The sequence below is a fragment of the Roseibium sediminicola genome (genome assembly GCF_023156505.1).
GTDB lineage: Bacteria > Pseudomonadota > Alphaproteobacteria > Rhizobiales > Stappiaceae > Roseibium > Roseibium sediminicola.
The window spans coordinates 542933-561073 of the sequence record NZ_JALNMJ010000001.1; the positions used below are offsets into that span (position 1 = coordinate 542933).

The 18141-nt window shown below is 61.6% G+C and carries 17 protein-coding genes; 14 read left to right on the plus strand and 3 right to left on the minus strand.

From position 1 onward, the window contains the following. The first annotated feature begins 73 nt into the window (after positions 1–73). The 4 genes from M0H32_RS02380 to M0H32_RS02395 all read left to right on the plus strand — a co-directional run bounded on the left by M0H32_RS02380 (position 74) and on the right by M0H32_RS02395 (position 3273). Positions 74–1234 carry a two-component system sensor histidine kinase NtrB gene (locus tag M0H32_RS02380; RefSeq protein ID WP_345779313.1) on the plus strand — a complete coding sequence of 387 codons (1161 nt, stop codon included), beginning with the start codon at positions 74–76 and terminating at the stop codon, positions 1232–1234. After that, positions 1231–1839 (plus strand): response regulator transcription factor, encoded by a 609-nt coding sequence (locus M0H32_RS02385; protein ID WP_248150224.1) that lies wholly within the window; start codon positions 1231–1233, stop codon positions 1837–1839. The genes M0H32_RS02380 and M0H32_RS02385 overlap by 4 nt, the downstream gene beginning before the upstream one ends. Before the next feature lie 143 nt (positions 1840–1982). Continuing rightward, positions 1983–2324 carry a response regulator gene (locus tag M0H32_RS02390; RefSeq protein ID WP_248150226.1) on the plus strand — a complete coding sequence of 114 codons (342 nt, stop codon included), beginning with the start codon at positions 1983–1985 and terminating at the stop codon, positions 2322–2324. Positions 2325–2559: 235 nt separating this feature from the next. Then, positions 2560–3273 carry a helix-turn-helix domain-containing protein gene (locus M0H32_RS02395; protein ID WP_248150228.1) on the plus strand — a complete coding sequence of 238 codons (714 nt, stop codon included), beginning with the start codon at positions 2560–2562 and terminating at the stop codon, positions 3271–3273. A 70-nt stretch (positions 3274–3343) separates the two neighbouring features. Here the strand turns inward: M0H32_RS02395 and hemN are convergent, their stop codons facing one another. Beyond that, positions 3344–4708 carry an oxygen-independent coproporphyrinogen III oxidase gene (gene hemN / locus M0H32_RS02400; RefSeq protein ID WP_248150230.1) on the minus strand — a complete coding sequence of 455 codons (1365 nt, stop codon included), beginning with the start codon at positions 4706–4708 and terminating at the stop codon, positions 3344–3346. A 90-nt stretch (positions 4709–4798) separates the two neighbouring features. Between hemN and M0H32_RS02405 the strand changes: the two genes are divergently transcribed. Together M0H32_RS02405 and M0H32_RS02410 are read left to right on the plus strand one after the other, a co-directional pair. Next, positions 4799–5548, plus strand: coding sequence for a glutathione S-transferase family protein (locus M0H32_RS02405; RefSeq protein WP_248150232.1), 750 nt, complete (start codon positions 4799–4801; stop codon positions 5546–5548). Positions 5549–5648: 100 nt separating this feature from the next. Then, entirely contained in the window at positions 5649–6707 is a 1059-nt protein-coding gene (locus M0H32_RS02410) for an AbrB family transcriptional regulator (protein WP_248150234.1), read from the plus strand. Between the two features lie 6 nt (positions 6708–6713). On the opposite strand, the gene M0H32_RS02415 is transcribed toward M0H32_RS02410, so the two are convergent. After that, on the minus strand, positions 6714–8036 hold the full coding sequence (locus M0H32_RS02415; RefSeq protein ID WP_248150236.1) for a serine hydroxymethyltransferase: 1323 nt from the start codon (positions 8034–8036) through the stop codon (positions 6714–6716). Positions 8037–8146: 110 nt separating this feature from the next. Here M0H32_RS02415 and M0H32_RS02420 point away from each other — a divergent pair, with 110 nt between their 5' ends. Continuing rightward, entirely contained in the window at positions 8147–9031 is an 885-nt protein-coding gene (locus M0H32_RS02420) for a LysR family transcriptional regulator (protein WP_248150238.1), read from the plus strand. Here M0H32_RS02420 and M0H32_RS02425 read toward each other — a convergent pair. Continuing rightward, positions 9028–9942 carry a DMT family transporter gene (locus M0H32_RS02425; RefSeq protein ID WP_248150240.1) on the minus strand — a complete coding sequence of 305 codons (915 nt, stop codon included), beginning with the start codon at positions 9940–9942 and terminating at the stop codon, positions 9028–9030. The genes M0H32_RS02420 and M0H32_RS02425 overlap by 4 nt on opposite strands. 338 nt (positions 9943–10280) lie before the next feature. On the opposite strand from M0H32_RS02425, the gene ccoN reads away from it, so the two are divergent. The 7 genes from ccoN (at position 10281) to M0H32_RS02460 (ending at position 18138) form a co-directional block, all read left to right on the plus strand. Then, positions 10281–11936 carry a cytochrome-c oxidase, cbb3-type subunit I gene (gene ccoN / locus M0H32_RS02430; RefSeq protein ID WP_248150242.1) on the plus strand — a complete coding sequence of 552 codons (1656 nt, stop codon included), beginning with the start codon at positions 10281–10283 and terminating at the stop codon, positions 11934–11936. 14 nt (positions 11937–11950) lie between these two features. After that, the gene (gene ccoO / locus M0H32_RS02435) at positions 11951–12685 is read left to right on the plus strand and encodes a cytochrome-c oxidase, cbb3-type subunit II (protein ID WP_248150244.1); all 735 of its coding nucleotides are present in this window, start codon (positions 11951–11953) and stop codon (positions 12683–12685) included. A gap of 5 nt (positions 12686–12690) precedes the next feature. Continuing rightward, entirely contained in the window at positions 12691–12846 is a 156-nt protein-coding gene (locus M0H32_RS02440; RefSeq protein ID WP_248150247.1) for a cbb3-type cytochrome c oxidase subunit 3, read from the plus strand. Between the two features lie 3 nt (positions 12847–12849). Continuing rightward, positions 12850–13728 carry a cytochrome-c oxidase, cbb3-type subunit III gene (ccoP, locus tag M0H32_RS02445; protein WP_248150249.1) on the plus strand — a complete coding sequence of 293 codons (879 nt, stop codon included), beginning with the start codon at positions 12850–12852 and terminating at the stop codon, positions 13726–13728. Between the two features lie 172 nt (positions 13729–13900). Then, on the plus strand, positions 13901–15364 hold the full coding sequence (gene ccoG / locus M0H32_RS02450) for a cytochrome c oxidase accessory protein CcoG (RefSeq protein WP_248150252.1): 1464 nt from the start codon (positions 13901–13903) through the stop codon (positions 15362–15364). Positions 15365–15374: 10 nt separating this feature from the next. Then, the gene (locus M0H32_RS02455) at positions 15375–15887 is read left to right on the plus strand and encodes a FixH family protein (RefSeq protein WP_248150255.1); all 513 of its coding nucleotides are present in this window, start codon (positions 15375–15377) and stop codon (positions 15885–15887) included. Positions 15888–15891: 4 nt separating this feature from the next. Beyond that, positions 15892–18138, plus strand: a complete 2247-nt coding sequence (locus M0H32_RS02460; RefSeq protein ID WP_248150257.1) for a cation-translocating P-type ATPase — start codon at positions 15892–15894, stop codon at positions 18136–18138. Positions 18139–18141: the final 3 nt, after the last annotated feature.

Consider the following 18141-nt stretch of genomic DNA (forward strand, 5'->3'; position numbering starts at 1 on the left):
TGGATGCGATTTCCATTTGGGTGCCAGGATGGTCTGCGACGGCGTGATAGATCAGGATGAAGAAAATGCTGGCGTGTCGGAAGCACGCCTTGCCAGCGTTTTCGACACGGCTGCCGACGGCATGGTGGTCATCAACGACCGTGGCCAGGTGCTTGCCTTCAACAAGGCTTGCGAACGCCTATTCGGCTATGAAGCCTCCGATCTTCTGGGACGCAATGTCAGCCGGCTCATGCCCGAATATCACGCCAAAGCCCATGATCACTATGTCCAGAACTATCTGGACACCGGCGAGAAAAAGATCATCGGCATCGGCCGGGAAGTCATGGCTCGGCACAAGGACGGCAACGTGTTTCCTATCGAACTGTCGGTGGGAGAGGCGTCGACACCTTGTGGGCGCCAATTTATTGGTATCCTGCGGGATCTGCGCTCGCGCAAACAGATGGAAGACCGTCTTGCCAAGACCCAGGCCCAGCTCCTGCACATGACCCGGATCAGTGCTCTGGACGAGATGGGCGCGGCCATTGCCCATGAACTCAATCAGCCCCTGACGGCGGTGCTGCTTTATCTTCAGTCGGTGTCGCGCAAGGCAAAGGCTGAGGCCCTGCTGGATCCATTGATCCTCGAGGTGATCGACAAGGCCGTGCGAGAGGCGGAGCGGGCAGGCGAAATCATCCAGCGCATGCGCCAGCTGGTGGAGAAAAAGGCTCCGGCGCGGCAGGTTATCGATGTTGACGACCTTGTCAGAACCTGCCTGGAAATGGCGGAACTGGGGGCTGGCGATGCCAGGACGTTCATGCAGTCCGAGATTGAACCGGACCTGCCGCCCCTGAAGGCGGACCCGGTGCAGATCCGGCAGATCCTGATCAACCTGTTGCGCAATGCCCGCGAGGCGGTTGCCGACAGAGCGGATCGCAAGGTGGTGCTGTCTGTCTGCCGCAACGGTGACAGGCTCGAATTGCGTGTGACGGACAATGGACCTGGGGTGCCAAAGGAGCTGGTCGACCGCCTGTTTCGCGCCTTTACCGGTGCAAAACACAGGGGCGTTGGCTTGGGGTTGGCAATTTCGCGCTCCATTGCGCAAAATCACGGAGGAGACCTGCGTCTGGAGACGGCTTCGGACGGGCAGGGAGCCTCTTTTGTATTGACCTTGCCGCTGGATCCGCCCGACGACGAAGAGGACGGATCGCAGATGAGCAGTATGATTGCAGACAATTGGGGGAAACGGCAAAAATGAAAGCTGACGCGGAGGCCATTTATATCGTTGACGACGATCCTGCCGTGCGCGACGCGCTGTCGGTCCTGTTCAACATGGAGGGCTATGTTGTGGAGACCTTTTCCGACGGTGACGCTTTCGTAAACTCAGCGCAAAAGTCCGTTCCCGCCTGCGTCATGCTGGATGTGCACATGCCGGGGCGCTCCGGGATCGAGATCCTGAAAGCACTCAACGCGGAAAACTATCCGGCGCCGATCTTCATCATTTCAGGGCAGGGCGATATTCCGATGGCCGTCGAAGCCATCCGCAACGGTGCCTTCGATTTTGTCGAAAAACCGTTCTCCGCGGAAACGGTTCTCGAACGGGTCCGGGAAAGCATCGCGCTGTCCAGGCGGCAAAACGAGGCCACGGCCGCGACTTTCCAGGGAGCGGACCTTCTGACGCGCCGTGAACTGGAAGTCCTGAAGGAAATAACGGACGGCGCCTCCAACAAGGAAGCCGGGCGCACGCTCGGCATCAGTCCCAGGACCGTGGAGGTGCACCGGGCCCGGATCATGGAAAAACTCGGTGCCCGCAATGCGGCGGATCTGGTCCGTATTGTATTGGGACATCCGGCGGGCGGTTAAGACTGCCCATTTTTTCGATCAGTCGGTGCCGCCTGGATACGTAGTTATTCGAAAACGTATTTATGCGTACATATACCAAGTGGAATTCGGCATATATTTGATCGAGGTCTGGCAATACCGCCCGGCTTTGAGGATTGACGTTCGTGTTCGTTCATATTGTCGAAGATGATGCGGCCGTAGCCGATGCGCTGGCGATTGCGCTGGAGGATCTCGACCACCGTCCGGTGACGTATCGGGACGGTGAAACTTTCCTGGCTGCCGCTAACCCCTCGGCCGAGGACTGGGTCATTGTTGATCTTGGCCTGCCGGGCAAATGCGGCACCGAAGTCGTAATAGAGCTGATGAATCGCGCGAATCCGCCGGGAATCGTTGCCATCTCCGGCAAGTCGCGCACCAGTCTGCTGCGGCAATTGCGGGATCTGCCCGACCTCAGAGTGTTGCGCAAACCGCTGTCGATCGAAATGCTGACCGCGGCGATGGCCTGACTGAGGGCGGGTCGCGAACTGCGTCCATACAACTCATCAGTAGTTCCTCTTACGCAGTCGACCGAATTTCCCCCTTCAAGTGAGGAGACTAGAGTTCACCTAGAAAGCTGCGGAGCGTCGGACGGGGCGCTCACTGCTACTGACATTCTTCCCAACGCGTGGACGATTGAGCGTTCGGGGGAATTCTGCGGCTTTGCCGCAATCTAGTGCCGTGCATTTGCACGAAGGAGGGACTATGGCTTATTTCGACGCGGGCACCCCGGGCCAGGGCGCAGGTGCAAGACTTCAAGGTGTACCGCTTTGCACTTCCGGCAAGACTTCATTTTCTGATTTCGGTGGCAAGGCCGCCCGGTTTGAGACCCATGCCGTCATCTACTACGAGGGCGACCCGGCCAAGCGGCTCTACGAGCTCGTCAAGGGATCGGTGATGCTCTACAAGCTGCTGCCCGACGGCCGCCGTCAGGTGGTCGAGGTTCTGCGGCCGGGGGATATTTTCGGTCTCGCAGGCGGCGAAGAAAACGATTGCACAGCCGAAACGCTGACCGATGCGGAAGTGCAGGAAATCGAGCTGCGCCATGTCGAGAAATCCGATGAATTGCAGCGTACGCTGACCAAATGCCTCACCAACCAGATGCGTGTTCTGCACGAGCATGCCGTGCTGCTCGGCCGCAAATCCGCTGTTGAGCGGGTGGCAAGCTTCCTGATGCACCTGGTGCCCGAACGCGGTGGTGTTGGCTGTGTCGGTCCGAGCGATGACAGCGACGACGGCTTTGATCTGCAGCTGCACATGACCCGACAGGAAATCGCCGACTATCTCGGCCTCACCATCGAGACCGTCAGCCGGGTGGTTTCCGATCTGAAACGCCGCGGCGTGATCCGGGTCGACAAGGCAGACAAGATCCATCTCAACAAGGTCTGCAGCCTGTGCCAGATGACCGGCATGCACTGACCCGCCGAGAGAGTTTCCAGATTAATCGCAGGGTCGCGTTTTCGCGACCCTTTTTCGCGTCCCTTGCCGGTCACACCGCCGCCGAGTGGCGCGCCTTGCCCTGTGCCAGATAAGCGTCGAAGGCAGCCGCGGCGAGGCGCACATAGGGACGTCCGGCCTCCGTTACCAGGACCCTGGCATTGTCGTTGCTGCCGGTCTCCAGTCGCACCAGACCGTCCTGGGCCAGATCGCCAAGCACGGCGAGTGCATCCTGCAGGTGATCGGGTGTCAGGCCATAGGATTTGCACACCGGGGTCAGGTCGCATTCGTAACTGGTCATGATCTCCTCGATGATCCGGCCACGCAGGCGGTCATCGGTGGAAAGGGCAAGACCCTTGGACACGGGCAATTGCCCGGCTTCGACCGCGCGGCGCCAATTGCCAACATCCGGCATGTTCTGGACAAATCCGGAAGAGAGCTTGCCGATGGAGGAGACGCCGAAGCCGATCAGCTGGTCGCCCTGGTCGGTGGTGTAGCCTTGGAAATTCCGCTTGAGCGACCCATCCCGGAGTGCGACCGCCATGCTGTCGTCGGGCCGGGCAAAATGATCCAGGCCGATGGCGACATAACCTGCCTTGAGCAGCTCTGCGCGCGCCAGATCGGCCAGTTCGAGCCGCTCGGCGGCCGACGGCAGGGTGCTCTCGTCGATCAGCCGCTGGTGTTTGCGCATCCAGGGCACATGAGCATAGCCGAACAGGGCGATCCGGCCCGGCGACAGCGACAGGGTCTTTTCGACGCTGTCCAGAATGGTCGCAGGTGTCTGGCCCGGCAGGCCGTACATCAGATCGAAATTGAGCGCGGTGAGGCCCGCTCCCCGCAGATGGGCGGCGGCGCGCGCCACCGTCTCATAGGGTTGCACCCGGCCGATGGCCTTTTGCACGTCCGGATCGAAATCCTGCACGCCGAGGCTGGCCCGGTTGACGCCAATCATTGCCAGCGTCTCGGCAAGTTCCGCGCTGACAAGGCGCGGATCGAGTTCGATCGCGTGTTCCAGATCCTCTGCCAGGTCAAAATGCACCCGCATCAGGCCGGCGAGGTCGATCAGGCTCTGCCGCGGCAGCAGGCTCGGTGTGCCTCCGCCCCAGTGGATATGGCGGACTGGCCCAGCGTCTGTCAGGTGCCCGGCAACCAGGCTGATTTCGGCGCCGAGTGTCGCTGCATAGGCTTTCAGTGGCGCATCCTGGCGCGTTGCCTTGGTGTGGCAGCCGCAATAATGGCAAAGCTCCCGGCAATAGGGCACATGCAGATAGAGCGACAGCGTGTCATCCGGCGTAACGGCGCTCAGCCAGTTGGCATAGGTCGCCGCCGTGACGCCGTCATGAAAATGCGGCGCGGTCGGGTAGCTGGTGTAGCGCGGTACATTGCGCATGGCGTGGGAGAGCGGATCTTTCATCATGGCGTCATCTAAGCCATGGCCGTTTCACGCCGCCTTGATATTGCTCAAGGCCGGTCGCAAGTGCCGAAAAGAAGGAAAGGACCGTCAACCGTGAACCAGTGCCCACCTGCAGGTGACCGTCAGCTTTCCAGTGAAGCCGCCGTGGCGCGCTACCGACTGCACGGCTCGCCCGACAGCGCCAATCTTGTGGTGCGCATGGTTCTGGAGGAACTCGGCGTGGCCTATGATTATGTTCCCGTGGACCGGCTGACCTCGCAACAGAAATCGGAAGCCTATCGCCGGCTCAACCCGCAGGGACTGATCCCGGTTCTGGAAGTGCCCGGGCAGGATGCGCCACTATTCGAGACCGGAGCGATTCTTCTTTATCTCGCCGACCGGCATGGGGCGTTGGCGCCGGAGAAGACCTCGTCTGCTCGTGGCCGTTATCTGAAATGGCTGTTTTTCCTGTCGAACACGTTGCATTCGGATCTGCGCATTTCCTTCAAGGTCGGGCGTTATCTGCCCGATGAAACAAGGCACCAGTTGTTCGCCGACACGCTGCTCGAACGAATCTCCGCCGGGTTCCTGCATCTGGAGGCGGAGCTTGAAACCACAGGCGGTCCCTGGTTGCTGGGACCGGACTTCACCGTCGCTGACATTTATCTCGCCGCCTGCGCGCGCTGGACCCAGATTTACGGCAACAAGGGCAAGTGGGATCTTTCCGGGACACCGCGTCTGCGCGCCCTGTGCGCATCGCTTGAAACGCGGCCCGCCATCCGCCGCGCCTGTGACCAGGAGCTGATCGAAGGCTTGCCCTTCACACAGCCGAAACCGGTCAGCCTCCCGGGCGTCACGGGCTAGCATTGATTAAATTGATCATGTTGATCCATGCAATCAATCATGAGAAGTCGTAAAGACGGCGATATAGCACCGGATGTCTGTAGATGATATCCGGTTGCTCATGACACTTTCTTCCTTTCAGGCTGATGCTGCCCGCCTGGGCCTGACGCTTGTCATTGCCGCCTTTGGCGGGGCGGTCTTTCACTGGTTGGGCCTGCCGGCCGCCTGGCTCTCCGGAGCGATGGTGTTCGTCGCCGTTGCGACACTGGCAGGCGCGCCAACCCTGTTGCCGAACCGGCTGCGCGATGCGCTCTTCGTTGCGATCGGCATCTCCATGGGGGCGGGCGTGCGACCGGATGTGGTCGAACGGGTCGGCGAATGGCCGTTCTCCATGGCGCTGTTGGTGGTGGTCGTCGTCTGCGTCACCCTTGTCGGTTACATGGTGCTGCATTTCGGCGCCAAGTGGTCGCGGGAAACGGCCTATTTCGGCGCGATCCCGGGCGCGCTGTCCTATGTGATCGCGCTCGCGACCGACCGTGGTGCCGACTTGCCCCGCATAGCTTCCAGCCAATCGCTGCGCCTGTTCGTTCTGGTGGCCATTCTGCCCTTCGCGGTCGTGTCCTCCAGTGGCGGGATCCATGGGGATGGAGGCGCGCCGCTCGTCTCCAGCTTGCGGGAAATCCTGATCGGCGTGCCCCTGTGCCTCGTGGCAAGTTGGCTTGCGGTCAAGCTCCGCGTTCCGGGCGGCTGGATGACCGGGGCATTTTTCATGAGTGCCGGGCTGAATGCCTCCGGACTGCTGACACTGGTGCTGCCGCAATATGTGGTGGTGCCGTGTTTCGTGATGATGGGAGCTATGATCGGTTGCCGGTTCGCCAACATGACACTGCGCCAGTTCCTGAGCGTGCTCGGTGCATCGCTAGCCGCCTTCTCCGCCGCGTTCCTGACATCGATCGCCGGCGCGCTGCTGGTCTCGAACCTGGTCGACATCCCGTTCGGCCAGGCGCTGCTCGCTTATGCGCCAGGCGGATTGGAGGTAATGACGCTGCTTGCCTTCATGCTGGATCTCGACCCAGCCTTCGTCGCCGCCCACCAGATCGCCCGCTTCACGGGCATGGTCCTGCTCCTACCCTTCGTCACGGGGCTGGTGCTTGGGCGGCGGCAAACCGAAGAGCAATAAGCCCCATCAACCGTGGATGAAATGCAAACTGTCGAACTGTTGCCGCCAGTCGGCAACACGCCCCGCCATGGCAGCCGGGTCGTTCGAGCGCAAGGCTTCGGCAATCAGATTGCCGAGTTCCGGCATGTGCTCGACGTCCATGCCCCAGCGCACCAGCTCCGGCGTGCCGATCCTCAGACCGTTCATGTCGCCTTCGACCGGGGCAATCGGCAGGCCGATGCCGCAGGCAAGGAACCCGGCCTTGCGCAGTTTTTTGGACGCCGTCTGGCCCCCGCCGAAGGCGGCCGCCTCCAGGGCAAACTGGTGTGAGGCGGTGACGCCCTTTGACGTGGCAAAGACAGGCAGGCCGTCCGTGGCAAGCGCGTCCGCGAGGGCCCCGGAGGTAGCCGCCATTTTCTCGGCATAAGCCTTGCCGAAATCGCGCCAATCCAGCAGCGTGATCGCCAGGGCCGCGGACTTGGCGACATCGAAATTGGCCGTCAGGCCCGGAAAGGCAATTGCGTCGAGTTTCCGGGCAAGGCCCCGGTCGTTGCTGACCATCAGCCCGCCGGCCGGGCCGCCGAGGCTTTTGTAGGTGCTCATGGTCATCAGATGCGCGCCCTCGGCCAGCGGGTCGGCAAAGACGCCGCCGGCGATCATGCCGCACTGATGGGCGGCGTCGAACAGCACGTGCGCGCCGACCTCGTCGGCAATGGCGCGGATCTCCCGGACCGGATGGGGGAAAAGGTTGAGGCTCATGCCGATGGTGATCAGCTTCGGCCGGACCTTCAGCGCTAGCGAGCGCAGCCCGTCCAGATCGATCGTGTACCCGTCCGCGTCCACCGGGGCCTCGTGAATGTCGAGCCCATAAAGACCGGCGCAGCCCGGGGCGTGGTGGGTGACATGACCGCCGACCGACGCTGGCGGGGCGATGATCGCATCGCCCGGTTTGGTGGTTGCCATGAAGGCATAGAGATTGGCGAGGGCGCCGGAAGCAACCCGGATCTCCGCGTGGGACGCCTTGAAGATTTCGCAAGCAAGGTTCACCGCGATCACCTCGATTTCCTCGATGGCTTCGAGGCCCATCTCGTATTTGTCACCCGGATAGCCAAGGGACGGGCGCGACCCGAGGCCGCTGGCGAGCAGGGACTCGGCGCGCGGGTTCATGACATTGGTAGCGGGGTTGAGATTGAAACAGTCGCGCTCGTGGATCGTCTTGTTCGCCCCGGCAACCGCTTCGATGCGCGCCGCGAGATCCCTGGACGACAGGCTGGCGGTCGCTTCCGTGATGCCATCGATACGGGCGATGGCGGCTTCCGGCAGCCAAGGGCAAAGGTCCACAACACTCATGCTTCAGCTCCTTGCTGTGCGATTTCCATGTCTTACAGTTTCATCACCCTCTTGATTGCGCGCAAACCAGATTTTAGAATTTCAAGGGCTAGAAAAATTAGGTCTTGTTGATGCCGGTTGCACCGCCTTTTCCGAGACTGCCTTCGCTGAACGCGCTTAGAGCGTTTGAAGCCGCCGCGCGGCTGGGCGGATTCGCGCTGGCTGGCGAAGAACTCCAGGTCTCGCCGGGCGCTGTCGCTGCCCAGATCAAGGCGCTCGAACAGGAGATTGGCGGCGCCCTGTTTGTTCGGCATGCTCGTGGCGTCGATCTGACACCGCTGGGACGGCGGGCCCTGCCGGGGTTTGTCGCCGCCTTCGACAGTCTTGGGCTGGCCGTTACGGAGCTTAGGCGGGAAGCCGTACCGGGGAAGGTTCACATTGCGGCACTGCCGGCACTCGCCGAACTCTGGCTGGCGCCGAGATTGCCGGCCATTCGGGAGACGCTCCCGGAGGTCGATATCTCGATCACCGCCATGGAGACGCCACCCAACCTGAAACGGGTTCCGTTCGATCTGTGCCTGTTTTATGCGCCGGACGGCAGTTCGGCGGTTGCACAGGATGACCTGCTTCCGGTCTGCACCAGGGCGGTCGCGACAACGTTGCAGCGGCCGGAAGATCTCCTGGAGGCTGTCTGCCTGACAGACAGCGCCTGGGCACGGGATTGGCAGATCTGGGCGGACGAAGCCTTGCCGGGTCGGGAATTCACGCCAAAAGGGCCTGTCTTCTCGCTCTATTCGCTGGCGGTGCAGGAGGCTTTGAGCGGCGCCGGTGTTCTGATGGCCCACAGATCGTTGGTCGCGGGTCATCTGGCTTCCGGAGCGCTGGTTGCGCCTTTTCCCGTTTCTGTGCCGCTCAAGGACAGAATTTCCCTCTGGAGCCTGCCCGGTGGACGTGGCAACGCGGTGGTCGATACGCTTGCTTCGGAATTGCGCAGGCTTTCAGTTTCAGACGGCTAGCCTCGTGGCGTCTTGATGCGTTTGGCCTTGTTGCCGCGCCACAGGATGAACAGGCCGGAGCCGACAATGACGCCGCAGCCGATCAGCATCTGAAGGTCGACGGTTTCGCCGAACCAGACGACCCCGAGCAGAACGCCGAAAAGCAGCCGCGAATAACGGAATGGGGTGACGCTGGCGACCTCGCCCGTGCGCATGGCCTTCATCAGCGCGCTATAGGCAAAGACCCCACAGCCGACAGCGGCGGCCAGGGCAAGCAAGGAAGGCGATGAAGGCATGACCAGGGGCGACCTGTCCCAGGCACCGAACAGGGCTCCGGCGATGATGATGGTCAGGAAACCGTAGAACCCCAGCAGATTGGTGCTCAGCGAGGCCGGTGCGGCCCGGCTGGCCAGATCGCGTCCGGAAAAGCCCAGCATGCCTATGACGGCAAGCAGGGACAGGAGCGAAAAACTGTCGCCCGCCGGTCGTAGCACGATGAGCACGCCGATGAGGCCGATCACAATGGCGGTCCAGCGGCGCCAGCCGACCGTCTCGCCGAAGAACAGCGCGGCGCCCAGAACCACGAAAATCGGGGCGGCCTGCAGGATCGCAGTTGTCGACGACAACGGCGTCAATGCCAAAGCCAGCACGTAGAACAGGCGGCCGGCGAGTTCGAAACAAAATCGGATCTGCATGACTCGCGACAGCGCATCGCGATTGAACACGGATTCGCGGTTCAGCGTGGCAAGGCCCCAGAAAAGCAGTGCGCCACCCGCGCCGAACAGCAGCAGCACTTCGCTGACCGGTAGGTGCAGGGCGGCCCGTTTCACGAACGCGTCTTCCAGCGCGAAGGCGGCCATGGCCGCGATCATCCAGACACTGCCGGCGGCGTTGGGGGAAAGAAACGCGGATTTGAGGGACGTCGAAGTCAAGGATGAAAACCTTTGTCGGAAAAGGGGCCGGAACCGGACCAATTGTCCGTGGGAGGGCGCTTCGGAGAGGAGATGAGTGAGGCGGGATCGCGCCGCAAAAGTCAACTGTGTCCGGCTGCCGGTAGGCGAAAGGACAATGACGCTGCGGCCGCCGGTTCAGTGCCGGAGATTTCTTCGCTTGCGACAATCTGCCGGTCTTGCGCGACAGAATGCATGTCCATTTCAACCCGCTTCGCCGGTAGCTTCTTGATATGAATCAACGCGGCTTTTCGAGAGTCGTGTGCATGGTCGTGCCATCGTTGGCACCTTGTAACGATTTTAAGGACTGGGGCGCTAAAATGGCACAAAACAAGGCCAAAATGGTCTCGCTCGAGGAAGGTGGGTTCGCCATCTTCCTCGTGCTGCTTGCATTTGCCTGCATCATCGTAGCAGGCAAGACCTTTGACCAGGTCATGGCATTTCACGCTGGCATCGGCGCATTGTTCGCCGCCGTCAGTGTCTTTCTGATCTTCAAAAAATACTTCGACGACGGCGGGGAAGTGATCCCGGCCGAGATCGACGGCAAACCCAACTACAATATGGGGCCGGTCAAGTTCGGCACAATCGCGGCAATGTTCTGGGGCATCGCCGGCTTTACGGTTGGTCTGGTGATCGCGTTGCAGCTGGCCTGGCCGGCGCTCAACTTCGATCTGCCCTGGACCAACTTCGGCCGTCTGCGGCCGCTGCACACGTCCGCGGTGATCTTCGCCTTCGGCGGCAACGTGCTGCTGGCGACCTCCATGTATGTTGTCCAGCGGACCTGCCGCGCACGCATGCCCGGCAAGATCCTGCCCTGGTTCGTGATTCTCGGTTACAACGTCTTCATCGTGATCGCCGGCACGGGTTACCTGCTCGGCGCGACGCAGGGCAAGGAATATGCCGAGCCGGAATGGTATGCCGACCTGTGGCTGACCATCGTCTGGGTGATGTATCTGCTCCTGTTCCTCGGCACACTCTGGAAGCGCAAGGAACCGCATATCTATGTGGCCAACTGGTTCTACCTGGCGTTCATCGTCACGATCGCCTTGCTTCACGTCACCAACAACCTGACGATTCCGGTCTCGATCTATTCGACGAAGTCCTACATCGTCTGGGCGGGTGTGCAGGATGCGATGGTGCAATGGTGGTATGGTCACAACGCTGTGGGCTTCTTCCTGACCGCAGGCTTCCTGGCCATCATGTACTACTTCATTCCGAAGCAGGCTGATCGTCCGGTCTACTCCTACCGCCTGTCGATCGTGCACTTCTGGGCTCTGATCTTCATCTACATCTGGGCCGGTCCGCACCACCTGCACTATACGGCCCTGCCGCAATGGGCCTCGACCCTCGGCGCGACCTTCTCGATCATCCTGTGGATGCCCTCCTGGGGTGGCATGATCAACGGCCTGATGACCCTGTCGGGGGCGTGGGACAAGCTGCGGACCGATCCGGTTCTGCGCATGATGGTGGTTTCGGTCGCCTTTTATGGCATGTCCACCTTCGAAGGCCCTCTGATGAGCCTGCGCTCGGTCAACTCCCTGTCGCACTACACCGACTGGACCATTGGCCACGTGCATTCCGGCGCACTCGGCTGGGTTGGCTACATCTCCTTCGGCGCGATCTACTGCCTGGTTCCATGGCTGTGGAACAAGAGGAACCTCTATTCGCTGAAGCTGGTGAACTGGCACTTCTGGCTGTCCACACTCGGCATCGTCCTCTACATCACCGCAATGTGGGTGTCCGGGATCATGCAGGGCCTGATGTGGCGCGCCTATGACAGCCTCGGCTTCCTGGAATACTCCTTCGTGGAGACCGTGGAAGCGATGCATCCCTTCTACATCATCCGTGCTCTCGGCGGTGCGCTCTTCGTGGTCGGCGCCCTGATCATGGCCTACAATCTCTGGATGACCGTCCGTCACGGCGAGGCTGAAGAAGCCGATGCCACGCCGGCTGGCTCCCTGGCTCCGGCCGAATAAGGGAGGCTTTGAAAATGTCTGCATGGAAAAAACACGAAGTCTTTGAAAAGAACTCCTTCGTCCTGCTGGTCGGCATTCTGGTCATGGTCGCCATTGGCGGCCTGGTCGAGATCGCGCCGCTCTTCTACCTGAAGAGCACGATCGAAAAGACGGAAGGCATGCGGCCCTATACGCCGCTGGAGCTCACCGGTCGGAACATCTACATCCGCGAGGGCTGTTATCTTTGCCACTCGCAGATGATCCGCCCGATGCGCGACGAGATGGAGCGCTACGGCCATTTTTCGCTGGCGGCGGAGTCGATGTACGACCACCCGTTCCAGTGGGGTTCGAAACGTACCGGTCCGGACCTTGCCCGCGTCGGCGGCAAGTATTCCGACGACTGGCACGTGGAACACCTGAAGGATCCGCGCTCACTGGTCCCGGCCTCGATCATGCCCGGCTATCCGTTCCTGGCGGAAAACAAGCTGGACACGCGTGACATCGAAGCGGCCCTTTCGGTCAACACCATCGTCGGTGTGCCCTACACGGAAGAGCAGATCGCCAACGCCAAAAGCGATCTCTGGGGCCAGGCCAAGCCGGACACGGATGCCGCCTATGCCTTCGAGGAACGCTGGCCGACCGCCACGATCCGCGATTTCGACGGCAATCCGGGTGAAGTCACCGAGATGGACGCGCTTGTCGCCTACCTCCAGGTGCTCGGAACCATGGTCGACTTCTCGATCTATGACGACAAGGCCAACGCGAGGTAAGGGCGATGAACGAGACATATTCCGCATTCGCAGGCTTCGCTCAAACCTGGGGCCTTCTCTACTTCATGCTCCTGTTCGCTGTCGTTCTGGCCTACGCGCTGTGGCCCAAGAACCGTAAAAAGTTCGACGACGCTGCTCAGATCCCGTTTCGGGAGGATTGATAGATGGCAGACACACATAACAAGGAAGTCGACCAGATCTCCGGGGTCGAAACCACCGGCCATGAATGGGACGGTCTGAAGGAGCTCAACAATCCTCTGCCGAAATGGTGGCTGTACCTGTTCTACGTCACCATCGTCTGGGCAGTGATCTACTGGGTGCTTTATCCGTCCTGGCCGCTGATCTCCAGCTACACCTCCGGTGTGCTGGGGGCCAACCAGCGCCTTGAGGCGATCCAGGCCTATGACGACGTCGTCGCCGGCCGGTCCGAATTCGCCGACAAGATCGTCGCCGCCTCCCTGGAGGAGGTCGCTGCCGATCAGGAACTGCTGCAGTTTGCTTTGGCCAACGGCCAGGCGGCTTTCGGTGACAACTGCGCACCGTGTCACGGTTCCGGCGGTACGGGCGCGGAAGGCTATCCGAACCTGCAGGACGATACCTGGCTCTGGGGCGGTACGCTGGACGACATCCATACCACGCTTGAGTATGGCATTCGTGCAGGTAACGATGACACGCGCATCGGTGACATGCCGGCTTTCGGCAGGGACGAGATCCTGAGCCGCGAAGAGGTCAATCAGGTGTCCAACTACGTCGCCTCCCGTGCCGGTCTGGAGACCGAGGACGGTGTTGATTTGGCTGCCGGAGAAACCCTCTATGTGGACAACTGCGCGGCCTGTCACGGCGATAACCTGGGCGGTATCCAGGAAATGGGCGCTCCCAGCCTGACCTCGGCGAACTACCTCTATGGCAAGTCGCTCGAAGCCATCAAGGCGCAGGTCAACAACCCGCGCAACGGCGTCATGCCAGCCTGGGCGGATCGCCTGGACCCGGCAACAATCAAGTCGCTGACCGTTTACGTCCACTCCTTCGGTGGCGGTCAGTAATCCTGACAGGGTCCGGTGCGACAAAAACGCCGGATCCGCCCAGCAAATTGATCCGGCGCAAAGTGTGACGCTTTGCGCCGGTTTATTTTGAGCCCATGTCGTTCATGATTGACGGCATCTGGTTTTATCAGGATCCCATTGGGGCGGGGTCGCGTTGAAAAGGACGGACGGTATGTCCACGGACACCGACACGCAGGAGGGCGCGCATTCGGAAGAATGGTTCGCGTCGGCCAAGAAGATCTATCCCATGGCTACCCACGGCCTGTTCCGCAGGATCAAGTGGACTTTGCTGTTCATCACCCTGGGCATCTATTATTTCCTGCCCTTCATCCGCTTTGACCGCGGACCGAACGCGCCCGATCAGGCGGTTCTGATCGATATGGACGCGAAACGCGCCTATTTCTTCTTCATCGAGATCTGGCCCCAGGAGGTCTATTACCTCACCGGCCTCCTGATCATCGCGGCCGTTGCCCTGTTCCTCATGAACGCGGTCGCCGGCCGCATCTGGTGCGGCTATCTCTGCCCACAAACTGTCTGGACCGACCTGTTCCTCTGGGTCGAGCGCAAGGTTGAGGGCGACCGGCGCGAGCGCATTGCGCTCGACAAGGATCCCTGGACCTTCGACAAGGTCCGCAAGCGCGCCACCAAACATTTCTTCTGGCTGATGATCGCCTGGTGGACCGGTGGTGCCTGGGTGCTCTATTTCAACGACGCGCCGACGCTGGTCTGGCAGCTGCTGACCTTCCAGGCGCCGATGATCGCCTACATCTGGATCGCGATCCTGACATCGACCACTTATCTGCTCGCCGGTTTCATGCGCGAACAGGTTTGCATCTACATGTGTCCCTGGCCACGCATCCAGGCGGCGCTGACGGATGAAAAGGCGCTCAACGTCACCTATCGCTGGGACAGGGGCGAGCCGCGCGGATCGCTGAAACAGAACAAGAAGCTGGAAGAACAGGGCCTGCCCGCCGGCGACTGCATCGATTGCTACCAGTGCTTCCAGGTCTGTCCGACCGGCGTGGACATCCGCAAGGGCATGCAGCTGGACTGCATTCAGTGCGGGCTGTGCATCGATGCCTGCGATAACATCATGACCAAGATCGGCAAACCGACCGGGCTGATCGCCTATGATACGGACGAGAACATCGAGCGCCGGATCGAGGGCAAGGAGCCGGTGTACGAGATCGTCCGGGTGCGCACGGTCATTTATGCGGCGGTAATCGCCCTGGTCGGTGCGATCATGCTGTTCGCGCTTATGACCCGTGACTTTGCCGATATCAGCGTGCTGCATGACCGCAATCCGGTCTTTGTCGAGCAGTCGGACGGCACGGTCCGCAACGGTTACACCGTGCGACTTGCCAACAAGCGCCGCCATGACCGCAGCTTCATGCTGCATGTCGAAGGCATGCCGCCCAATACGCTGGTCGAAGCTGTTGGAGTGGACGCGAGTTTCGCCGGCCGGCCGATCATTTCCGTCGGGCCGGACACCACACGCGAAGTGCGCATCCTCGTAACCTCGCCGCCATGGGAGAAGATGCCGCATTCGACGCCGGTGACCTTCCGCATCACCGAAAGTGTCATGGGCGAGGTCGTGACCGCCAGGGACACGTTCAAAGCGCCGGACAAGCCTTGAGGAGCAACAGATGACAATGGTTCAATCGAACATGAAAGACCCTAAGGCGATCACCGGCAAGACGGTGCTCGCCTGGCTGCTCGGCTTCTTCGGCGTGGTCTTTGCCGCCAATGCGGTCTTCATCTACCTCGCGCTCGGATCCTTTCCGGGCGTGGTGGTGGAAAGTTCCTACGAGGCCGGTCAGGCCTACAATCAGGAGATTGCCGCCGCGAAGTTGCAGGCTGACTTGAACTGGCAGGTGTCGAGTGAGCTGGTCCGGTCGGACGCCGAAACGGGCAAACTGGTCGTCACCGCGAAGGATGCGGCCGGCGAGCCCCTTTACGGGATCGAGCTCAACGCCATGCTCCGCAACCCTGTCCACGACGGGGCCGATCTGCGGGTGACGTTCCATGCCGATGGCGGCGGGCGCTATGTCGGTGACGTCGACAATCTGGCACCCGGCAACTGGACGCTGGTTCTTCTGATCAGCAAGGACGGCGAGCGCAAGTTCAAATCCGAAAACCGGATCTTCGTGAAAGAGTGACACGGTGACGGCACATCAACGAGACTGGCAGGCTTTTGTAACTCCGGGCAAGGACGGCGCGGTCCATATGGATCTTGCCGTCGACGGCATCACCTGCGCCGCCTGCATGGGTGAGATCGAACGCGGCCTGAAACGGCTACCCGGCATCCGCACGGCGCGGGTCAACCTGACCAGCCAGCGGCTCGCCGTCGACTGGGTGGAGGACGAGACCGGCGCCGATGAAATCGTCGCCGAGCTCACACGTCTCGGCTATACCGCGCATCCCTTTGACCCGGCGAGCCAGAAACAGCGCCAGGACAACACCGGCAAGCAGCTGCTGCGTTGCCTGGCGGTCGCCGGTTTCGCCGGCATGAACATCATGCTGTTGTCGGTCTCCGTCTGGTCGGGCAACGCCACCGACATCACGCCGGAAACCCGCGACTTCTTCCATTGGCTGTCGGCGCTGATTGCCTTGCCGACGGTTGCCTATTCCGGCCGGCCCTTTGTCTCCAGCGCCGTCCGGGCGCTCACCGCAGGACGGCTCAACATGGATGTGCCGATCGTCATCGGCGTGTTTCTGGCTGTCGCCCTGTCGGTCGTGCAGACGATCCAGCACCAGCATCACGCCTATTTCGAATCCGCCGTGATGCTGCTGTTTTTCCTGCTGGTCGGCCGTTACCTCGATCACAACATGAAGGGACGCACGCGTTCCTTCGCCGAGAATATCGCGGCACTGAAGGCGGAAGTCGCCGCGCGCATCAACACCGACGGCAGCGTGCGCGAAGTGCCGCTGTCCAAGATCAATGCCGGAGATCTGGTCCTGGTATCGGGCGGCGAACGCGTGCCCGTTGACGGCGTCGTCCAGACCGGCACGTCGGAAATCGACCAGAGCCTTGTCACCGGCGAAAGTGTGCTGGTACCTGTGACGGCCGGTCAGCGGGTCTATGCCGGCACGTTGAACGGGGCAGGGGCCCTGCAGGTGCGTGTCGAGGCCGCCTCGGGCGCGACGCTGCTCGACGAGGTCAACCGGTTGCTGGAGGCTGCTTCCCAGGCCAAGTCGAAATATGTCCGTATCGCCGACCGTGCCGCCCGGCTTTACGCGCCGCTGGTTCACGGCGCCGCCGCGCTGACCTTTCTCGGCTGGCTGCTGGCCGGGCTCGAATGGCAACCAGCCCTGGTCATTTCCATTTCGGTGCTGATCATCACCTGTCCCTGCGCCCTTGGTCTCGCCGTTCCGGCTGTCCAGGTGGTGGCATCCGGGCAATTGTTCCGCCGCGGCGTCCTGCTCAATTCGGGCGATGCCATCGAACGTCTGGCGGAGATCGACACCATCCTGTTCGACAAGACCGGCACTTTGACCCTTGCCGAGCCGGATCTGAGCAGCAACATCGACCTTGAAGACGAAGACGTCGTCCTCGGCGGTCGTCTGGCGCTGGCGAGCCGGCACCCTCTGTCGATGGCCTTGGTCAGGGCGACCGGAGCGCTGGCCCCTTTGCCGGAGGTCACCGAAGTCTCCGGGGCGGGGCTGGAAACCACGGTCGACGGCGAGCGTCTGCGCCTGGGCAGCCCGCTTTTCTGCGGCGCGTCCATGGATCAGATCGATCGCACGCTGGCCGAGACACCCGGCGCCTCCCTGCTGGCCATTCGCCTTGGCGATCGGCCCGTTCGCCTGCTGGCCTTCCGCCAGCGCCTGCGCCCCGACGCCAAAGAGGTCATCGAGGATCTGACTGCGATGGACCTTGCGCTTGAAATCCTGTCCGGTGATACGCAGCCGGCCGTTGAGGATTGCGCGAAGAGCCTGGGCATCTCAGTCTGGCGGTCGGGCATGAAGCCGGCCCAGAAGATCGCCCGGCTGGAAGAATTGCAGCGTCAGGGCCGCAAGGTGCTGATGGTCGGCGACGGGCTGAACGATGCGCCGGCCCTTGCGGGTGCCCATGTTTCCCTGTCGCCGGTTTCCGCGGTTCATCTCAGCCAGGCAGCCGCCGACGCCGTCTTCCTGGGCGACAGGCTGCGGCCCGTTGCCGATGCGCTCAGCCTGTCGAAACGCGCGCGGGCGGCGATTGAGCAGAATCTCTGGATCTCCGCGCTCTATAATGTCATTGCCGTGCCGGTTGCGGTTGCCGGCTTCGTTACACCGTTGATGGCCGCAGTCGCCATGTCCGCTTCGTCCCTGGCGGTGACTGTCAATGCCCTGAAACTGCGCTGGGGCGAGGGCGGCGCAAAAACGGCGGAGATCGCGTTCAACGCAGCTCCGCAAAAGGCACGGGGATAACAT